Raw genomic sequence first — 20238 nt, forward strand, 5'->3', positions numbered from 1 at the left:
GCTTTTTATTTAAAATTCCTCCCTTCATCAAACACCCCCACCTGCTCCCCCTCCGCCGGCGTCAACTCGCCAAGCAACCCATTGAGATTATACACCCGCTGCACAATCACATGGATCACCTCACGCTCAATCTGTAAATGCCCCTCCGCCATCAGCAACCTGGAAGAAAGGATCTCCTTCCGATACTGCTCAAACAACTTCGCCCACACCACAAGGTTAACGGTCCCCGTCTCATCCTCCAAAGTAATAAAACAAACCCCACTGGCTGTCCCTGGGCGTTGGCGAACCAGCACCAGCCCTGACACCCGCACACGCTCGCCATTGGAGCAGCGAGCCAGCGAGCCGGCAACCATGACGCCTAACAAATGCAGGTTCCCCCTTACAAAACTAACCGGATGCGCCTTCAGCGACAGCGACGTCGTCGCATAATCCTGCAACACGTGCTCCGACAACCGCATGGAAGGAAGCTTGATCCCCGTCTCAAAGAGGCTATCAGAAGGCTGCCCCTGAAAAAGCCCCATGGGCCGGTCTTTCAGCGCGGACACCTCCCAAAGGGCCTGCCGCCGGTCAAGCCCGAGAGACCGGAAGGCATCGGCATCGGCTAACCGCTCCAGGACAGACAGCGGCACCCCGGCATCCTGGAGGCTTTCCACAGAAACATACGGCCTAATCCGCCGGGCGATGAGCAATAGCACATCCTCCTCGGAAATCCCCCCGACCTGCCGGAACCCCATACGAACGGAGCAAAACCGGCCGGACGGATCCACCAAAGTATAATCCCAAACCGAGTGATTGACGTCGACAGGCAAAAACGTCACCCCGTGTTTCTGCGCATCGATGACCAACTGCGCCGGTTGATAAAACCCCATGGGCAGGCTGTTGAGGATGGCCCCGGCAAAGACGTCCGGATGGTAGCACTTGAGCCAGGCGGAGACATAGACCAGCAGCGCGAAACTCACGGCGTGGCTTTCGGGGAAGCCGTAGCTGCCAAAGCCTTCGAGTTGTTTGAACACGCGTTCGGCATAGCTGGCCTGGTATCCTTTGGCGACCATGCCGTTGACGAGTTTTTCCCGGAAACGGGTGACCTGACCCTGGGCTTTGAACGTGGCCATGCTGCGGCGGAGCTCGTCGGCCTCGGTGGGGGTAAAACCGGCGGCGACGATGGCGATCTTCATGGCTTGTTCCTGGAAAAGGGGGACGCCCAATGTACGGCCAAGGATGTCGCGAAGCTCGTCGGATGGAAAGTCTACGGGTTCCTCCCCGTTGCGGCGACGCAGGTAGGGGTGAACCATGTCCCCCTGGATGGGGCCCGGTCGGACGATGGCGACCTCGATCACGAGGTCGTAAAACGACTTCGGGCGAAGACGGGGGAGCATGGACTGCTGGGCGCGACTTTCGATCTGGAAAACGCCGATCGTGTCCGCGGTGGAGACCATCTCGTACACGGCGGGATCGTCCTGGGGAATGTTCGCCAGGGTGAGGTCGAGGCCATGGTGTTGCCGCGCGAGGTCAAAGGCCTTACGGATACAGGTGAGCATCCCCAGGGCGAGGACGTCGATCTTTAGAAAACCCAACTGGTCGATGTCGTCCTTGTCCCATTCGATATTGGTGCGGTCTTCCATCCGGGCGTTGAGGATGGGGCAAAGGTCGGTGAGCTTGCCGCGGGTGATGACAAAACCACCCGTGTGCTGCCCGAGTTGCCGGGGGAAACCCATGTATTGTTCCGTGAGCTCCATGACCTTTTGTAACGAAGGTTCGTCGGGGTGTTCGTCCAGGGCCTTGGCGAGCCGGTCGACGGCGTCCACCGACAACCCCATGGCTTTGCCCACGTCGCGTACCGCGCCCTTGTAGTGGAGCTGGGTCACGGTGGCGACGATGGCGGCCCTGTCCCGGCCGTATTTGTTGTACACGTACTGGATGACCTCTTCGCGGCGTTCGTGTTCGAAGTCCACGTCGATGTCCGGGGGCTCGTTCCGGGCCGCGGAGAGAAAGCGTTCGAACAGGAGGTCGAACTTGGTGGGATCCACCGACGTGATGCCGAGACAGTAGCAAACGGTGGAATTGGCGGCGGATCCCCTTCCCTGGCAAAGGATGTGCTGACTCCGCGCAAAACGGACGAGGTCGTGCACCGTCAGGAAATAGGAGGGGTAGTTCATCTCCTCTATAAAAGCCAGTTCGTGCCGGATGGTGGCCTGGATCTTATCGGGTATATCGTCCCCAAAGCGCTCCCGGGCGCCCTTCCAGGACAGGTAGGTGAGTTCCTCCATGGGCGTGCGGCCTTCGGTGGTCAGCTCCTCGGGATAGAGGTAGCGCAGCGAGTCGAGAGAGAAAGTACACGCCTCGGCAAGCTCCCGGGTCCGCCGGATGGCGTCGGGGTAAGAACGGAACAACCGCTGCATCTCCGCGGTGGGTTTCATAAAGCGTTCGGCATTGGGATGCAGCCGGTAGCCTGCGCTTTGGATCGTGCATTTTTCCCTGATACAGGTCAGCACGTCCTGCAATGGGCGTCTTTCGGGGACATGGTAGTGGACGTCGTTGGTGGCCACCAGCGGGAGGCCCAAATGGCTCAGGCGGTGCAACTGTTTGGCGTCATCACCACGGTAGTGGCGGCAGGCGGCGAGGTAACAGGCGTCACCCAGCGCCTCCCGGTATTCTTCAACGTCCTTGCGGAAAGCCTCCTCGAAGTCAAAAAGCCGGTTCAGCCGGTCGGGGGGAACGACGATAAAACGCATGCCCTTGGCGTGTGCATAGACGTCCGCTTTGTACAGGTGACAGTCTCCTTTTTCCGCCCGGAGGTTGCCCGTCGTCAGGAGTTCGGACAACCGGCCATACGCCTCCCGGTCGGTAGGGTAGGCGAGGAGGCTGGGCCCGTCGAGGAGGTCCAGCCGCGCGCCGGGGATGAGGCGGACACCCCGTTTTTTAGCCTCGGCGTGCGCCCGCACGATCCCCGCCAGGGTGTTCCGGTCGGTGATCCCGATGGCAGCCTGGCCAAAGGCGGCGGCCTGTGCGACGAACTCCTGTGGATGCGAGGCCCCCCGGAGAAAACAAAAGTTGGTCGTGACCTGTAGTTCGGTATAGTCAAGCGAAAAAGCCATGTAGGTACCATTGTGAAGTGGACGGCCCGGTATAATGCCCGGACCGGAAAAGCCAAAACCGCCCGCCCTCCTCATCCTCCACCACGTAATAATCCCGGTGGCGCGCGCCCTCGATCCACCATTCGTTTTCGATGCGTTCAGGCCCGTCCGCTCGTAGGATCTTGTGCAGCTTGCCCTGGTGACGGAAAAGCATCGGCGGATAATCCGGTATCGGCGCCGTTACCTCCACCGGTTCGGGCCGGGGCAGGAGGTGGATGGGCCGGGGGCGGTCCTCCGGCCAGGGCCCCGCGGGTTTGGCATCCAGCGGGGCCGTTTGTATGGCCCGTTCGGGCGGATAGTGCTCCGCGGGCAGGTAACGGTGCAGGACACCCTCCCCAGTTTTGTTCGTAATCCTGTCGAGCAACTCTGAAAGACCCGTGTCCTCCAACCCGCAAGGCCCCTTCCACAAGGACACCTGCCCCTCTTTCAGCTCCTCCACTTTTGGTGCGTCCAGTTGAAACAGCTCTATACCCAGGTCGGGTTCGATGGTGGGAATTTTTTCCTCGAAAAGCCGGAAGAGGTGGGCGGGGTTGTGCGAGGCACGGTTGGTGCCGATGGAAATCTGTTGCAGCTTACCATCCACGCGGTACCCCTTAAAAACCGCGGTGCGCAATCCTCGCCCCTCCTGTTGCAACCGCTTGCAAAGCGCTTCCAGCAAACGGTTCAGGGCTATGGCGATGCCCCCCGCGGTACTGATGGGTTCCAGACAGGGGAGCCGCTCCGTAAAGGCTTCGACGGGTTGTACCGGTATCAGGAATTCTTCCTCCTGCCCCAGGGCCTGGTCGATGCGTAGCAGGAGGTCCTTTCCAAAACGCCTTCTCAACGCCTGCCGGGGTGTTCCTAAAATCTGCCCGACCTGCCGGAACCCCAGCTTGTCCAGCCGCGCCAGCACATCCGGTGCCAACCGAAGGGCCGCCGGGGGAAGGTTCAGGAGCGCCCCTGCGTGTTCCCCCGGCCCGATGATCGGTGTCTGACGACCGTACCGGGCAATGGCCCAGGCGGCGCCCAACGTGTCCGCCATGGCACCCCGGACGTCATACCCCTTCGACCGGAGCGTGGTCACCAGTTGTTTCAGGTAGGGTCGCTCGCCCCCCCACAAATGGGCACAACCGCTCACGTCAAAGAAAAGCCCGTCCGGCAGATCCACCGCCGTTACCGGCGTATACCGTATACACCACAAGGCCAGTGCCCGGAGCAAGGACGCCGGGAGCCCTGGTTTATCATCCAGTATGTGGATGTCCGGAACGAGGATGCGTGCGTCTGCTGCCACCATGCCCCGATCGATGCCTTCCGCTTCCGCCATGGCATTGGCGGCGGTGATGACTTTCCGTCCATGATCCGGAACCGCCAACACAAAAGGAATGTCTTTAAGATGTGGCTGCCGGAGGGCAAACCAGTCCGTCGTCAAATGACGAAACCAAAGGGAAACAAAACGGGCGCCCATATCACCCGGTTTTACGCGCCAGCGTACCCCGGTCGATCGACCAGGGTTTCGCCGCCGGGCTTTCCTTGTCCATACAATGAAACTGGCCCTCCCGCCATTCGATGTCCCAGGTTCCGCCCTTCCCGTTGCGGACCCGCTCCAGGGTGACGCGCCAGCGCGGGTGGCCGAGACCGGGGAGGTCGTCTTCGACGCTGCTGGCCAGCGGGAGGATGCGCCAGCGCGCCACAGAAGCAATTGTCCCTAGACCGCGCGCCGCGGTGCCGGGGGGCTGCGCTGCCCCCACCGGATACTGCGCCCCGCCCCGCTGTCCCTGCTCCCGCAGGATAAACCCCGTTACCCGGCTCTGCTCCACCGCCAGTTGAAGCCGCCGCGATGCCGTCAGCCCGATATCCGGCGCTTCCCCCACGACGGCCGCCAGGCCTTCGCACTTCAAGGCCTCTTCCAACACCCACAACACCTCCTTGTCCTTGCGGACATCCACGAAGATGACCCGGTCCGGTTCCAGCCCAAAAAATTTCAGACCCGGGGGATAGACCTTACGGTCGCGGCCGACCCAGATGCAGGCGCCCCCTGCCGCCATCAACGGGGCCACCAGCCCCGCGATAAACCCACAGGTAGCCGCCCCGGTATGCTCGCTCAGAAACTCATGAATCGCCCCCGTCGGAAACGTCCCATTGGGAAAGCCCGCGGTAACGGGCCCCAACCCCACCTCCACGGACCCCGCCGCAGGAGGTTTAAACCCCTGTAATAAATGGATCTCCCGTTGCAATTGACGGACAATATCTGGAGTGGACGACATGGAGCAGCTTGACCCATCAAAAATACTAAAAAATTTAGCATTTCGCCATCCGTGCAAAAAAAATCCCGCTCTGAGGAGAGCGGGAAGTTAGTCCAAGTGAGTTCAGTGGTATGCGCGTCATGCCTCCCAGCAAGGCTTCGCGTATAATGTGTTTCTGATTTCTGACCCTAAGATCAGGCAAAAAATTGTTACCGGGTGTTAACCATTTGTTGTTGAGCCGTGTCCAAATGTCCAAACATATAAAGCCAAGGGGTGCTTACGATACGACGCCGGTTGTAGCCGCCTGTACGAAAAGATTGGTTATCAGGAGCACCAGAAAGGTCGCCACCGCGCCGACAAAGCTGACCACAAAAACACGGTCGCCCTTGTGCAGATGGCCGCCCTGCGTCAGGTGCGTCCGGATCTTGCCCCCCTGCATCCACTTCATCGGGATGTAGGTGAGCATGGTATAGATAAGGGGTAGTACGTACCAGGGAACCTTTGCCCCTTGTGCAAACTGTATAAAAGCCGCCAGAACGAAGATGCCCAGCAACGCAAACAACCAGGTCTGCTTTGCTTTTTCCGGTTCACCCATCAGTTTGAAATTTTCCGCGGTCATATAACCGCCGACAAGAGGTCCACCAAAAAATGTAGCGATAAGAATGGATTCGCTGTGGTAAAGTTTGGATTCTTCCGGTTCAGCGTAGAAATTTTCTGTCATACGGATTTATTTGTAGTTATCAGAGGTTGTTGACAGAACAAAAGTAATCACCGCTACGAGGGTACGCAAGTTAACCCTTGTTACCGGATCGTTATCGACCCTGAAACCCGCGCTGGACGCGCTAGGACAAGAATTGGAGATTAAATGCTGCGCCGCCCCCGCGCTTTTTTACCCGATTTGTGATATCTCCTTTTCCAACAAGTGGTTGTCGGTTATCCACTGTTGGGTCCGGGTGATCAGGAACAATAAGGGTAATTGGACGACGACACGCAAACCCACCGACGTATAAAACAACAACGGGATTTGTCGTGTTGCATATTGTGGGATATGGTGCATGGCATAATAAATATTGAAAAGGCTATTTAGGATGTACGCCATCCATAAGGCGCCAGTCAACCACCGGAAAACAGGCGCGATCACCTTGTTCTTCACCTGTAACCAGGCCAGACTGCACAGCAGCATCGGAATATCCCTGATCATCTGCCCTTCCGCAACGCCAAACAGATTCCATGACCCAGTGATCCGTGTCCATTCGATGTTAATCAATATTCCCAGGATTAAGAAAAGGGGATACGCATAGGAACACCATATTATCCAACGCTTCTCTTTGAAAAGCCACAATATATACCCGATCACCATGGGACAAAAAAGATGCATGAATCCCGACAAGACCTCCATGGTCGATCTGATCACCGACCAGTCAAATCCATGTTCCACTTGTGATGGATGCACATTCAGGAATATGGTAAAGGCAATGCTGACGACGATGGTCCAGAAGGTGAAGGTGAGGAGTTTCAATTGCAATAAGTAAAGTGTTGACGATAATGTACAAAATGTTTACATATTTAGCCCGACGCAATGCCCTTTGCAAGGCATATTTCGAATCGCCGGCTTCCTTCTTCCCGAACCTGGGCCTGAGTATTTCATATAGCCTGATGGCTTCTGTCATAAAATTATTTTCTCAGCATCAACACTATTGTGACAATCGTACCGACAATAGCAATGAGTTGTGCAAGCGAGGCTTGACTAATCTTATTTAACATATCCGCGCGCAAAGCACTATTGGCATACGTAAGGTCCGTGCGTAAAGTATTTATGTCTTTTGAGAGGTCTGCGCGCAAAGTGCTATTGTCTTTCATGAGGTCCGCGCGCAAATTGGCAATTTCTTTAGTCAGGTCTTCTTTGGTTGCAAGATGAGCAACCTTCCCCTGAACGCGGTCCTCCTCTCTCTTATCAAGGATTTCCACAAACTCCTGGACGTCCTTATCGCCCCACTTTGTCTTAAGCATTTCGTATAAACGGATTGATGAACTCATGAAACAAAGCTAAATATTTGTTGGCATATCTACAAGCATTTACATCGCCTCCACCGCGTCTTCCAAATCCCTCTCCTCGCGTATCCACCTTTTCGTCCTTGCAATAATAAACAACGTCGGTATCGGAACAAACACCCCCACATACGAGATCACGAACTCCCAGGCAATGTGGTGGGTCGTCATGAAGAGCACCTGGCAACACACGGTGACGACGTTGAAGACGAGGTAAAGGGCGCCGAGGGCCCAAAAGTAGGGGGCGATGGGGCGCACCCTGGTGGACAGCCAGGCGACAGAGCAAAGGAGGATAGGGACGAGGTAGACGACGGTCACGAGGATAAACCGTTGCGAAATGACGGTGTTGACGAGCGCATCGCGCCAGACGGTCCGGAAAAGGATGGCGGTGATGATGTAGACATAAGAAAACCCGATGATCCACTTTTTCTCGCCAAAAAGCCAGAGGATATAACCGATGACGAGGGAATAGACGGGGGTGATCCAGGTGAGGAAAACAAAACCCATCCGGATCATCCGGTAGCGGATTTCGCCGCCGATGAGCCAGTCGGTCAAACCGGGGAGGTCGATCGATATGTTCAGGATCACCCGGAGGAGGGTGGCCAGAAGGATGATCAGAAACGAAACGTCCAGGATGCGCATACTCGTCGTCAAGATTACGTACATTCGCTGAGATCCCCCAAACCGCTCATATATGGATTTTGGACGTCTTTTCCCTGCCTTTTGCCTGGCTCTTGTATGTTGGAGCTGTACGCCTTCCTCGTGGTTTGCCCCGGCTTTCCGGCCGCAACCGGGCGCCGTCTATCATTATACGGTTAGCGAGCTGACGCATGCCTTAACCACGGAAAGGGGGCAACGGGTGAACCGGGACGAGCATGTGCGCCTGGCCTTTCACTACCGGCTGGCTTCCCCGGGGACGCTGACGGTAGGGTTTGATGCTTTTTCGTTTCATGAAAAGGGGGAAAAAAGGGAGAAAAACGTGGAGCTGACGCCGGACTTTCCCGACGCGCGTTGTGTGCTGGGCTCGGATGGCCGGGTAAACGCACTGACAGGCTTGGGTGTGGCGCAAGACCAGGGATACGTGGCCGGACTCCTGGAAAAAGGCTGGGGTCATTTCCCAACGAACCATATAAAAGTGGGAGACTCCTGGACCGCCCTGGATTCCCTGAACGCCGACCCGCATATCTCCGTCCCCACGACGTATACGCTGATCAAGGTCCGGGACGGGGTCCTTTACATAAAGGCCGAGGCGGATGTACACCTGGCCGGTGAAGGGCTTAAAGGCGCAAGCCACCCCGGGTTGCTGACCCTAGTGGGTCGCCAGCACGGCATGCTGCACGTGGATGCGGCCACCGGTCTTCTCCTGGACGGCCAGACGGTCCTCCAGGCGCAGGGCGCGCTCAAAACGGGCGGGGGGAATATCCCGCTACACATCGAGAGCACGTGCTCCGTCAGCGCGGCCTAGTTGCCCCGCACCTCCCTGGCATTCTTATCCAATCGAAGCCCCCTAAAACACGGCTCCCGGAACCACCCCTCCGCAGAGAGGTCCGTATACCGGATCGTGCACACTAAGGTGGGGCGCAGCCAGGTTACGGGATTTTCCGGGACAAACCCTTTGACGGGGGAGGTTTTCCGCACCAGGGGGCGGAGGGCGCTCTCTGGGAAATCCGGTCCTTTGTCGACCCGCCCGGCATAACAAAGCCGGTCGTCCTCGTACCGGGCGAGCAGGAGGGAGCCGTCGGCCACCCCCACGATGATGGCCTCGGTTTCCCGGTGGGTTTTGATCTTTAGCCAGTCGGGGGACCGCCGGCCTTCGCTATAGACGCTGTCGGCGAGTTTTCCGATGATGCCCTCCCGGGCGTCCGCGGACGCCAGTTGGAAAAGCTCGATGCCGTTGCCCCGGACGTGGTCGTTATAACGGACAAGGTCACCCGGGGGCAGGATCGTTTTGAGGAGCTGTTTGCGCCAGAGGAGGGGCTGTTCTTCGAGGCAGTGCCCGTCTTTGTACAAGAGGTCGAAGACCTGGAAGCGGAGGGGCAGCCGGCCGTCGTATCGTTCCAGCAGGGGGAGGCTGGATTTGCCCATGTCGTCCAGGACGACGATTTCACCGTCCAGGACCGCGTCCATCCGGAGGGCCCGAAGGGCGTTGACGATGTGTGGAAAAGTCTCGTTAAAGGAACGCCCGTTGCGGGAGTAGAGACGGACCTGGTCCTTTTTGAGCTCGGCGATGGCCCGGTAGCCGTCCCATTTTTCCTCAAATAACCAGTGTTCGTCCGAAAACGGTTCCCTGACCTCCCTGGCGAGCATGGGATGGATATAAGATGTTTTTCTATGTGGAATTCTTTCCTCTTTCAACGCCGTCATGTTTTAGCTACGGAAATCCGCCTACAAAGGTTGTCAAAAATAAACACTTTGCTGTCAATCTTTTAACATGGATTTGACGCGACTTGCCGGGGAAACCCCCAACTTTGGTATGAATTTGTTGGTAGCATAAGAACATTGCACCGGTTTCGCTAACCTATGTCAAGCACCCTGAAAGGGTCCCACGAGGGGCCCTTTTCAGTTTATATACACCGCTGGGCTATGGCGCGGGTTGATCGGTACCCAGCGCGGCCAGGGCGGCTGTCCATTCGTCTTCTTCCACCGACTTCCACGCGTTATAATTGAGCAGCAGCAGGGGGATATACCCCGCCGCATAGAGCGCGTTCAGGAGCAGGTTGCGCACGAGGTGCGGAAAGATCCTGCCGTGTCCATAGACCAGTATGACATTCCAGACGATCGCGATCAGCAGCGTGGCGATCAGAACGGTTCCCTGAAGACGAAACCCTCTGCGCACGGGCTGCACCCGCACGCAATAACACGCGACGATAAACAGCAAAACGCCCAGGGCGCTACAAATACTCACGATATTGATGACGGTCGTGAAAGCAGCACTATAAGGCTGAAATTGCAGCCAAACGATCTGTAGCCCGTTCACCAACGCCAAAACACCCATGGAAACCGGGTAGGGCAGCATGAGCCCTCCGACCCAGGGTCTTTCACCATACCGCTTCAGGAGGAGATACGGCGACACCAGCGCATACGTCAGCAGACAGGTGGGAAGAAGCGTGAGGTGCTCCAGCCACGTATAGGGTCTTAACGCGGGTAGCTGGTGCAGGCTGAAAACGATCTGGGTAATCATGTAGCCCAGGGTAGCGTAAAAAAATGGTTTCATAGAAGGGACGAGGTTGTTTCAAACAAAAGAAACCTGTAAATGACAAAAATGATCACCCCATGAAGGTACGTAAACGCCACGGCCGACGGCAGGATCCGCCACCAGGGCGCCCGGTAAAAGCGCCGGAAGGCAAAGGTGGAATAGGCAAAGATCACTGCATAATAGAGCCACAGCTGGCGTTGTTGTTCCCTGGGGTCGATGGCGCCGGGGACCGGCCGGTGCAACAGCCAGCCGATGATATGTCCTAGGAGCGGCAGCAAGAGAAAGATGACCAGGACGAATACTGCGTTGACCTCCGTCGCTATGACCAGGTGGTCGAACAGCGGCCGTTTCAGCCCGATGAACAAAACCCATAACACCAGGCCGCAAAGCGGGATGGTGGTGAGGAGCATGATCTTCGAGAGTTTTTCCGACTTGTCCGCAAACCGTTCGGACAACTGGTCTTCCGTCAGCCCGCGGGCGGCCATTTTGTGATCGATCTGCGCCTGGAGCAGCTTCCCCGTATAGGGCACGCTACCGGGATAATAAGTCATACGCATATTCAGTCCCTCGGCCAGGGGGAACAGCAAATACACCACCACGAGAAGGAGGAAAAACGACAGGGGTTTAAAGTATTTTTTCCGGATACCCAAGCAATATTCCTCTGACAGCTTGCCGGGCCGGGTCAGCACCGCCTTGAGCGTGGTAAAAAACTTTCCTTCGAAGTGGGTGATGAAATGCAGCCCTTCTTCGAAAAAATGCCAGACGGATTTGTCGTGTTCGGTATAGACCTTTTCACCGCAGTGGTTACAATAGTTGCCTTCAAAGCGGTGTTGGCAGTTGAGACAGGTAGGCATCCATTCAAGATAAGTAAAACCGCCGGTTTTTCCAATGCTGATAGTTGAGCCACAGCAGGGGAGCAAGGGCAAGGATGTCCTTAAGGCTCCAAAGCACGATCCAGGTGGTCCCGTTGATCTGGCTGATATAATAGAATAGTAAAACGCTGGTGGGTAGCCATAAGAACAGCGCCAGGCCGAGCGTTCTGAAGGCTTTCCGAACCTGGAGCGGTACTTTGACAACGAAACAGCCGATACCAAAGACGAAGGTGCCCGCCAGGGCCAGCAATGGAACCACGTTGTCCAATGCATCCGAGACAAGATCGAGTGGGGTTGGAAGAGCGTGATAAGCGGACAACAGTACAGACAGGCTCATCAACGCGACACCCACGAGGAGGGGTATAAAAAATGCCAGGCGCCACAACCGGTTTTTCCATTGGACAGCCATCGCGACGGGTGCAAAAAAGGCGAGGTTGAGCACGGTCAAAAAAAGCACCAGCAGGACATCCGCGACCGGGGATGGGTCAAAAAAATGCTCGATCCAGTACGGGTTGCTGGTGCAAAGCACCATACTCGCCAGTGTGGCAAAAAAGAATAACCGATACATCAGGGGAGAAGATAGCTAAAAAGCCAATTCCCGGCAAGGGGCCCGACAATCAACCCTGTAAACAGGGACGTCGTGCGATCCGCCGGGATGGCAATAAGGTGGAAATGCTATGACAGTCAACCCTGCCCTTGGAAGCAGGGACGTCTGGTCACTTCCGGGTTGTTGACATCGTGATGGGACGGATCGTAGAATTCCTATTTCAGGGGTCCGCTTTACACCGAATGGAATGGGCGCTTGGCCTGACATGGCCCGACGTATCGGATACCAGACCTGGTCCTATCTGAAGACACTGAAGAGCCTACCTAGTTCGGATAAAATTGGATTTGAAACAGCAGGTCAGCAACGGCCAGACCTGGGGGGGAGCTCCCCTGTATAGGCGAGGTTTCCACCGCACCACAAATATAGGAAGCCCGGGGCTATTTTTTTAGCAAAATCTTGTCAAAATCTTTCCCCATCCAATGGTCCAGGGCCACGAGGGCGTAGAACCCCCCAGCCCAGCCCAGGATAAGAACGGCGAGGTTCCGAAGGACCGCGGCATACCCGTGGTAGGGAACGCTGACAAAAGGGTAGGGGTAAAAACCGGTCAGCGCGCCCCGGCCCATCATCCACGCGAGGTAGGCGAGGGGGTAAGCCATCCAAAGGAGCGGGAGGCCCCAGTGTAACCGGCCTTTGGGGACAAAGAATAGCCAGTGGAGGACCCAGGCGAGGGGCACAAAGTCGTGGAGGAGGAAATTGGTCCACCATTGCAACCCTTGCGGGTTCCAGGCTTTGGCGAGGGCGATGTGGTAGATCAGCGAAACGCTGATGATACAACCCGCCAGGGCGGTTTGTACGGAAGCCTTTTCGAAAAAAGGAACCCTGCCGGGCGCCAGGGCGGAAAGGGTTAAGGCAATGGCGATCAGGGCGTTGGTGAGGATGGTAAAGTAGCTGAGAAAATTGCCGACGGCCATGACCACGGGGATGCCCTGTACAGCCGCGGCGTTCAGGACGATGTGCCATTGCAGCGCCAGGGCGGCCCAGGTAATGAGTGCAAGGAGGAACCGGTATACACGAAGGTACCCGTGTGAGAAGCTATACATGCTTTGTAAATATTCGGGTAATAAAGCCCATGACCTTATTCAAAACCCACGCCAGGGGCAGGGAAATCACTACATATACGGCGTAGGCGACGAAGTCGTTGGGGAAAAAGCGGGCGGTTTCTTTGTGGAGGCCGAAAACAAGGGTGTGGACGAGGTAGATCTCCAGGCTGTACCGGCCGCACCAGCGAAGGGCACGCGCCGGGAAGCGATCAAACAGAAATGCCAGCCCGTTGCACAGCGCCGGCGTGATAAAAATAAACGGATACCACCAGGTGCCGTTCCACCAGCGTTGCTGGGGCGTAAAGAAGTGGAAGGCCGCGACCAGTCCGGCCAGCCCAAGACCGAATAACGCCAGTTGTCCCCAGAGCGGCGCGCCGCCCGCCAGCAGGGCCGCAGGCGAGTCGGCTTTAGAACGGTTTTCGCGGATCATATACCCCGCCTGGGCGCCTAGAAAGAAAATGGGAATCCGCGTCGTAAAGATGAGCAGGTAGTTGAAACGCGTGGCTGTAATCGCAAGACTCAGCGCCACGCCAAGCACCACCACGACACCTGTCGCCATGGCGCCGCGAGCGCGAAAGGCCCGAAAGAACAATGGAAACACGAGGTACAACACCAACAGCGACGGCACGTACCAGTCGAACTTGGTGGCATTGAGCCAAAAACCGGTAGTGGACAATTCGTAAAAAAGCTCGACCCAAGGCGTATGCCTGTGCAGCACCACATACTCCATAAGCGTCGCCAGAATAATCACCGCCCAATACGTCGGCAGGATGCGAATAAACCGGTTCCAGTAAAATCGCCCAACGCGTGCATCTTTGGCAAGGCTGTAATACAACCCCAACCCCGAAAGAAAAAGAAAGATGTCCACGCCTCCGTAGCCCGTTTCTTGTATCCAGGACAGGGGCTTTGGAAGCACCACCTCCGCGTGGAAGAGCATAATCCAAAGGATCGCCAGCCCCATCAGGGCCTCCCTATGCGTGCTGAGGCGTTTCACTGGGCATGGTTTTGGGGGCGGGACGCTTTTCACGGTCATGCATAGACGACTTCCGGAAATAAAACAGGAACCAAAGCGGCCCGTCTTTGACGAGATAATTGTAGAAAAAAACCGGGATCGTAATCCCAAAGAAGATCCCCGTCAGCAAGACCACGTGGACCTGGTGGATATGAAAGACGTGCAACGTTATATTGCGCACCACCGCCGCCACCATGACGTGGATTACATAGATGTAGAGCGAGTGATAGCCGAAGATGCGCAGCCAGTTCGCGACGTTATAGCGTTGGAGAAGAAAGGCCAGGATCGTCATCGTCACACAGCCCGTGAGCGCGATGCCCAGGAAAAGCGGGGGACTAACGTGGTGGCTGAGGTAGTAGACCTGGGACAAGACAAACACCGGCGTGACCGCGAGCAGGCTCCAGGGGCTGCTCAGCACTTTTTGAAAAGAAGGCTTAAAAAATTCCTTTGCCAGCACATCGCCCAGGGCGAAGAAGATGTAGAAGCGCAACCAGTCGGAGAGCATGCTGTACCGGTCGATCCCGGGGGTATAATAGTAGACCCAGTACAACCCAAGCCCCAGCAAGAGCTGGCTCCACCCGGGCAATTTGAGTTTGGCCTTGGTGAAGAGGTAGATCATGGTTGTGTTAAACAACGCGGGCAGGTACCAGAACTGGTCTAGGCTTTCTGGCTGGTAAAAAATATACAAATAGTCCCTCCAGGTCCGGTCGGCATTGATGAGGTGAAAATGCCCCATCAGGATCTGAAGGGTGATCTGGATCGTGGCCCAGACCAGGTAGGGGTAAAAAAGGTTTTCGAACTTTTGCAGCAACAGTTGCCCCGGCGTCCTTTTGGCAAGGCTCCCGCCCAGGAATATCCCCGAAAGGATAAAGAAAAGCGGCATCCGGAAGCTAAAAAAGATTTCGTTGGCGTTATAGAGATACCGGGGGATGGTAAACGCGTTGCTCCGTGTCATCCCGATCAGGATGTGCCGGTAGACCACGAGGATAATAGCGATCCCTTTCAGGTAGTCCACCCAGTGCAACCGGCTTCGCTGAAGCGCCGGCAGGTTCAGACCTTTGGATAACCAGGCGGGGGCTTTCATGCGTCGGCGGGTTTTAAGGTGAGCGATGCCCGGATCTCCGCAGCTCCCCCACCGGGGAAAACCTTGTCTTTAAGCCGTATAAACCGCGACTCGAACGCCCAATAGCTCAGCTCCGCAAGCCCCCATACGATCAGCAAATACGGCACGAACAAGGCCATCAGCACCGGTATACCCGCCCCCCGGAAATAGGGTTCGAAGAAATACATCCACACCGCGAGGTTAAAGATATACATCCCATAAGATACCCGCCCGATGCGCACAAACCACCAGGACGACAACACGCGGTTCACCCGCTCCATAAACGCAGGCCGGTGGGCACTCACGACGAGCAACAAGGAAGCCGCAAAAAGCAGGTCCAGGCAGGTATACCCCCAAATATGAAACCCGTTTCGGTCCGACATCTGCGGGTACCCCAGCTCGAACACAAAGGCAAACACACGGGGACTATGCAGGTAGTTCCAGGCGCCGAAGCCAAAAGCAAGCAACAAAGCGCACAAAAACAGCAACAAAGGCCGGGTCACTCGTTTATCAAGCCCCAACACCGGTATCAGCCCCCCCATAAAAAACGCATCCAGGTGACTGAGCGTATTCCGGTAGGTCGCGTCCCCCGCCGTCAGGTCCGACGCACCCCCGGCCAGGTAATACCGGCAAAGCGCCCACCGGATCACCGGCGCCAGGAAGACGATCACCACCATGAGACGGGCCGTAAACCGTGGCGGGCAAAGAAAGATGACAAAAGGGAAAAAGATATAAAACTGTTCCTCCACGCAAAGCGACCACAACTGCGTAAACAGGGGATTGTCCATCCAGAGGTGGAGGGAGCGTGTATAATTGAACGTATAGGTTAGTAAATACGGGATAAAACGCCTATAGTAGGGCGGGAAATGAAACACCACATACACGGCTCCCAGCGCCAGCAAATACCCGAAATACAGCGGGAAGATGCGCAACGCGCGCCGCGTCCAGAACTTCTTGAACTTATACCCCAGGGTCGTGGCCGTGGCGCGTTCCTTCCAAAGGATCCCGGTGATGAGAAACCCGCTCAGCACAAAGAAAAGCTGCACCCCCACCCAGCCATAGTTGCCCAGGCCCGCGTGAAAGACCACCACCAGGAGGATCGCGATCGCGCGGACGCCGTCCAGGCTTTTGATGTGACCGGGCTGGCTCATGGGTAGTACGTGGTTTTGACTTCAGAAGGCAGGTCCGGCCCAAAGGAATGCAGTTGTGCGCGAAGGCTGTCGGAGAACGTGGAATCGACGGCGTAAAAAGACACGGTACTGTCCCCGCATATAACGTTCTGCGGGATGGTCCAGGACCCCACGCGTTTCCAGCGGGCGAGCAGGGCGGGGTCGAACCAGCTGTCGTAGACTACGGCGACGCGTACGCGCCGGACACGGCTAAGGCTGTCCAGGAAGGCCGGGGTCCAGTAGTGTCCCCTCTTGCTCCGGGCGACGTCGATGTTTCCCAGACCCCAGAGGTCCAGCGTATGGATGTCGCTCAGGAAGCTGATGGCGCCGATGTCGTTGGCGCCGACGGCCGCGTGGTCGTCCTGGCGTTGGAGAAAAAGCCCCATCTGGTATTGTTGTTCGAAGATATTGAGACAGGCCCGGGGCGCCTTTGAGAAAGCGGCACTGCTGCGCAGGAACAGCGGGAAAACGAGATAGAGCGAGAGAAAGACCACCGCCAGCCGGTTGAGCGCGGGCGCCTGGTTCCAGGCGGAACGGCCGTATTTAAGAACGAGTATCCCGGTGATCATCGTCGCGTTGAGCACCAGGTACGCCTCATATCGGTAAAACCAGCCGGTGGCCGCCAGGCAAAGATGCAGGAACGTACCGCCCAGGCACAACAGGAGGAAATAACCATACCGGGGCGTAGTCTTACACGCCTGCCGGAAAAGGAGGTAGACAAGCGGGAGGATAAAGAGCAGCCGCTGGGTGGCGATACCGGTGATGCCTTGTTTGGAGAGGGTCAGCTTGTCGACCAGGATCCCGTTGACAAACGACCCCGCGCCCTGTTCCGTCCCCGACTTGAGGAGGATGGAGTTGGGCAGGAAATAGCTGCCTTTGCTCATGGAATAGAGCCCGAAAAGCACGACCGGGAGCAGCCCGGAGAAACCCAGCGCCAGTGCGGGACCAAGACGGCGGCGGAACAACAGCACCAGGCCGGCGACGCCCAACAGGAAAAGACATTCATACCGAGTCGCCACCATCAGGAAGGCCCAGACAGGGAGAAAACGAGGCATGGGCGCCGCAGGCGCAGCAGGACCCGAAAAAGGAGCGGTCAGACTGCCCATCCAGCGGGCAAAGCTGTATACAAACAAGAAGGAGAACAGACACTGCAACACATGCTCCATCCCACTCACCACAAGAATGGGCAAAGGCGTCAGCACGATCACCGCCAGCAAAACCCATAAGGAAGCCAGCGCGCTCAGCCCTTCGCGGTGTAAGGCCACCTGGAGCACGCGCAACAACACCACGGCAAACACCAGGTTCACCAACAGGGGGATACAGATATGGATGGTAAAGGCCTTGAAAAGGCCCGCGAGGAGCAACGTGTACAGGGGGCTGGACGAAGCCGCGCCAAAGTCCTGGTGGTTGATCCCCCAGTTGTGGAAAAACGCCAGGTTGCGGGCCAGGGCCATGTGGATATACGTATCGTCCAGCGGGTAGCTCCAGTGGCCACCGGTATGGTGCCAGACGGTGAGCGTGATAAAACCCGTCAACAGGCCCAGCACCCCCGTGCACAAGACCCAAACCCAGGCGGGGGCGGAAGAGGTACTTTTCAGATCCATACGAAACTACGGTTGCACCAACGCCTCCTCCAGCGTCATGCCGAGCACGTGCTCAAGGTCGACCTTGACCTGGTCCGCCATGAGCTTATACTGGAGCTGTTGAAGGATCGCGCCGTTAAACGCCTTGGAAGCAGTGTTGTATCCATCGATGCTGGCCTTGCCATCCCGGAAGTTTTTCTCCGCCTGGAGGAAGGTGGCTTGTTCGTCGTTGACGATGATGTTCTGGACGTCCAGCATGTTCTGGTAGTTGAGGTAGGTGCGGTATTTGCTTTTGACATCGGCAACGATCGTCCTTTCGGCTTCGAGCCGGGCGTCTTTGGCGATGGCCTGGTTCTCGCGGGCGATCCGGATTTCACTCCCCCTGCTGAAAATATAGCCGATGGGAATGACGAGACCGAAAAAGTACTTCGGGTATACGTAGGTAGGCGCGGTGGCGGTACTCGAATAATGTTTGAAGTCAAGGTCGTTGTAGTTCAGGGACAGGCTGAGCAGGTTCAACCAGGAATTGCGCGCTTCGCTCAATTGGTGGTTGGCGGTGCGGACGGCGCGGTAGGTGGCGTCGTAAGAGGGACGCTGGAGCGCGATCCGGATCAGCTTTTGCTCGACACCCGTGGTGTCTATGCCGGCGATCTTTTTGCCGCCGCTGTTTTGGGCGCGGGTGGTGATCGCTAGGGCCGAAAGGCAGAGGGCAAGCAATAGTGTTTGAACAAAAAAAGTCTTGCGCATTTTGAACAGTTTAAGAGGATGGTCTTGCGGGCTCCGTCAGCCTTACAAGGATCGCTATAAAGGGGTAATATATGACAATATCGGATAAGGAACCAAGGGCGATCTGGGTATAGCTGGCCACGTAATAACAGAAAAGGCAACACGTGATGGCGGCAGCCAGGTACTTTTCCCGGGGATCCGTCACCTGGAAGTACGCCCGGATTCCCGTTCTCATCACCAGGAAGTATAACCAGAAAATGAGGATCAGACCGATCCAGCCGGTCTCCAGGGCTTTGGTGAGGTAGTCGTTGTCGGTGGGGAACCCCGCCAGGTAGTGACCTGGATTATATTGCCGGCCGGCTTCACCGGTCGTGCACAAACCGCCGCCGATCGGGTGGCTCCAGATATAGGGTTGTATATAGTGCCGGTTGGTTTCCCGGACCAGGTAGCTTTGGTCCTGGGTCCCCTGAAAGGTGCTCCGGAAGCGGTTCAGGGTGGCGTTTGTATAAATGGGCACGTACAGTACGAACAACATAAAAAAGACCGCAATACCGGCCAGGATCCTGGACCCCTTTTTGTCGATGGTCAGCAGGATATAAAGACCGAGACCCACCACCATGATAAAGTTGGCGGTCCTTGTCCCTGAATACAACATCCCCAGGAGCATCGGCAGAAGGCCCAAACGGGTGACCCAGGCCGCGCGCCCCTTTTCCGGAATCGATACGATGAAATAAAACACCACCATCGCGGCCATCAATAAACCGAAAATCATCGGGCTGGAGAGCATCGAGAATTTCCGGAAATCGCCGTCGATAAAAATCAGGCCGAACCGGATGTCGTCCGACATCACCCAGTCGCGTTCGAAGCCGAAAAGACCGACCGCTTGCTGGACACAGGCGTACAACCCGAGGACCACGCAGCCCCAAAAGGTAAAGCGGATAAAACGCCAGATCTGCTGTTTGTCCTTGAAGACTTCGTACGCGATAAACAGGAGCATATACGTGCTCGTCATCTTACGGATACCGACGAACCACCCGGATGTGGAACGGGCGTTGATGTTGAACGCCTCCAGGAGGCCAAAACCCAGGTAGACCAGGAAAAACACCACCACCGGCGAATGAACAAAGCTCCGGAAGGTCGGTCCAAGCGGTACCCGGCGGATCAGGTAACCTAATAAGGTGGCGTAGATCAAGACATCCGACACGACCCCCACGGGGAAAGCGTCGTGAGTAAGCCAGCGGGACAGGTGCGCCGCCGAAAACGAAAAGGCGAGGTTGATCATCAGGCTCGCTGCCGGGTCGATCATACAGATCCCCACCATGACCAGCCCGATGACGCCGGCGCCCAAGTAGATCCCCGCGAGGTCCAGGTAAAGGGTCGCGTAGCCCAGCCCGGCCGCCGCGACGGCAAGCAGCAGGCCCAACAGCACCAGGGACCATCCCTTTTTCTCACGCGACATCGATATTCTACCCGGCTGCATTTAGAGGAAAACCACTTTGATGAAAAAGAAGATCATGATCGCGCCG

19 protein-coding genes are annotated in these 20238 nt (G+C 56.7%); 1 reads left to right on the top strand and 18 read right to left on the bottom strand.

Features of this window, described 5'->3' with window-relative positions; translation table 11 throughout:
• Window positions 1–5: 5 nt before the first annotated feature.
• The 7 genes from EDB95_RS14505 to EDB95_RS14535 all read right to left on the bottom strand — a co-directional run bounded on the left by EDB95_RS14505 (window position 6) and on the right by EDB95_RS14535 (window position 8047).
• A complete protein-coding gene (locus EDB95_RS14505; RefSeq protein WP_133994523.1) occupies window positions 6–3095 on the bottom strand; it encodes an error-prone DNA polymerase in 3090 nt (1029 codons plus the stop codon).
• Window positions 3079–4578: a Y-family DNA polymerase gene (locus tag EDB95_RS14510; RefSeq protein WP_133994524.1), complete on the bottom strand. Its 1500-nt coding sequence runs from the start codon at window positions 4576–4578 to the stop codon at window positions 3079–3081. The genes EDB95_RS14505 and EDB95_RS14510 overlap by 17 nt, the downstream gene beginning before the upstream one ends.
• Window position 4579: 1 nt before the next feature.
• Complete coding sequence (locus EDB95_RS14515) at window positions 4580–5377, bottom strand: ImuA family protein (RefSeq protein WP_133994525.1); 798 nt, start codon at window positions 5375–5377, stop codon at window positions 4580–4582.
• Window positions 5378–5633: 256 nt separating this feature from the next.
• Complete coding sequence (locus tag EDB95_RS14520; RefSeq protein ID WP_133994526.1) at window positions 5634–6077, bottom strand: hypothetical protein; 444 nt, start codon at window positions 6075–6077, stop codon at window positions 5634–5636.
• 168 nt (window positions 6078–6245) lie between these two features.
• The gene (locus EDB95_RS14525; RefSeq protein ID WP_133994527.1) at window positions 6246–6875 is read right to left on the bottom strand and encodes a hypothetical protein; all 630 of its coding nucleotides are present in this window, start codon (window positions 6873–6875) and stop codon (window positions 6246–6248) included.
• 155 nt (window positions 6876–7030) lie between these two features.
• Window positions 7031–7393 carry a hypothetical protein gene (locus EDB95_RS14530; RefSeq protein ID WP_133994528.1) on the bottom strand — a complete coding sequence of 121 codons (363 nt, stop codon included), beginning with the start codon at window positions 7391–7393 and terminating at the stop codon, window positions 7031–7033.
• Between the two features lie 39 nt (window positions 7394–7432).
• Window positions 7433–8047, bottom strand: a complete 615-nt coding sequence (locus EDB95_RS14535) for a hypothetical protein (RefSeq protein WP_133994529.1) — start codon at window positions 8045–8047, stop codon at window positions 7433–7435.
• A gap of 52 nt (window positions 8048–8099) precedes the next feature.
• Between EDB95_RS14535 and EDB95_RS14540 the strand changes: the two genes are divergently transcribed.
• Window positions 8100–8870, top strand: coding sequence for a DUF6263 family protein (locus EDB95_RS14540; protein ID WP_133994530.1), 771 nt, complete (start codon window positions 8100–8102; stop codon window positions 8868–8870).
• Here EDB95_RS14540 and EDB95_RS14545 read toward each other — a convergent pair.
• The 11 genes from EDB95_RS14545 to EDB95_RS14590 all read right to left on the bottom strand — a co-directional run bounded on the left by EDB95_RS14545 (window position 8867) and on the right by EDB95_RS14590 (window position 20171).
• Complete coding sequence (locus EDB95_RS14545; RefSeq protein ID WP_133994531.1) at window positions 8867–9769, bottom strand: ATP-dependent DNA ligase; 903 nt, start codon at window positions 9767–9769, stop codon at window positions 8867–8869. The genes EDB95_RS14540 and EDB95_RS14545 overlap by 4 nt on opposite strands.
• Window positions 9770–9986: 217 nt before the next feature.
• Window positions 9987–10619: a hypothetical protein gene (locus tag EDB95_RS14550; RefSeq protein WP_133994532.1), complete on the bottom strand. Its 633-nt coding sequence runs from the start codon at window positions 10617–10619 to the stop codon at window positions 9987–9989.
• Window positions 10616–11455, bottom strand: coding sequence for a DUF3667 domain-containing protein (locus tag EDB95_RS14555; protein ID WP_162852605.1), 840 nt, complete (start codon window positions 11453–11455; stop codon window positions 10616–10618). The genes EDB95_RS14550 and EDB95_RS14555 overlap by 4 nt, the downstream gene beginning before the upstream one ends.
• Before the next feature lie 4 nt (window positions 11456–11459).
• Window positions 11460–12041, bottom strand: a complete 582-nt coding sequence (locus EDB95_RS27310; RefSeq protein WP_162852606.1) for a hypothetical protein — start codon at window positions 12039–12041, stop codon at window positions 11460–11462.
• A gap of 416 nt (window positions 12042–12457) precedes the next feature.
• Complete coding sequence (locus EDB95_RS14560) at window positions 12458–13120, bottom strand: Pr6Pr family membrane protein (protein WP_133994534.1); 663 nt, start codon at window positions 13118–13120, stop codon at window positions 12458–12460.
• Window positions 13113–14114: an acyltransferase family protein gene (locus tag EDB95_RS14565; protein ID WP_162852607.1), complete on the bottom strand. Its 1002-nt coding sequence runs from the start codon at window positions 14112–14114 to the stop codon at window positions 13113–13115. The genes EDB95_RS14560 and EDB95_RS14565 overlap by 8 nt, the downstream gene beginning before the upstream one ends.
• Entirely contained in the window at window positions 14092–15216 is a 1125-nt protein-coding gene (locus EDB95_RS14570) for an acyltransferase family protein (RefSeq protein ID WP_133994536.1), read from the bottom strand. The genes EDB95_RS14565 and EDB95_RS14570 overlap by 23 nt, the downstream gene beginning before the upstream one ends.
• On the bottom strand, window positions 15213–16385 hold the full coding sequence (locus EDB95_RS14575) for an acyltransferase family protein (RefSeq protein ID WP_133994537.1): 1173 nt from the start codon (window positions 16383–16385) through the stop codon (window positions 15213–15215). Before EDB95_RS14575 ends, EDB95_RS14570 begins: the two co-directional genes overlap by 4 nt.
• Window positions 16382–18007, bottom strand: a complete 1626-nt coding sequence (locus tag EDB95_RS14580; protein WP_133994538.1) for a hypothetical protein — start codon at window positions 18005–18007, stop codon at window positions 16382–16384. The genes EDB95_RS14575 and EDB95_RS14580 overlap by 4 nt, the downstream gene beginning before the upstream one ends.
• Before the next feature lie 6 nt (window positions 18008–18013).
• Window positions 18014–18733, bottom strand: coding sequence for a TolC family protein (locus tag EDB95_RS14585; RefSeq protein ID WP_133994539.1), 720 nt, complete (start codon window positions 18731–18733; stop codon window positions 18014–18016).
• A gap of 10 nt (window positions 18734–18743) precedes the next feature.
• A complete protein-coding gene (locus tag EDB95_RS14590) occupies window positions 18744–20171 on the bottom strand; it encodes an O-antigen ligase family protein (protein WP_162852608.1) in 1428 nt (475 codons plus the stop codon).
• Window positions 20172–20238 lie beyond the last annotated feature (67 nt).

The sequence above is a fragment of the Dinghuibacter silviterrae genome (assembly GCF_004366355.1).
Lineage (GTDB): Bacteria > Bacteroidota > Bacteroidia > Chitinophagales > Chitinophagaceae > Dinghuibacter > Dinghuibacter silviterrae.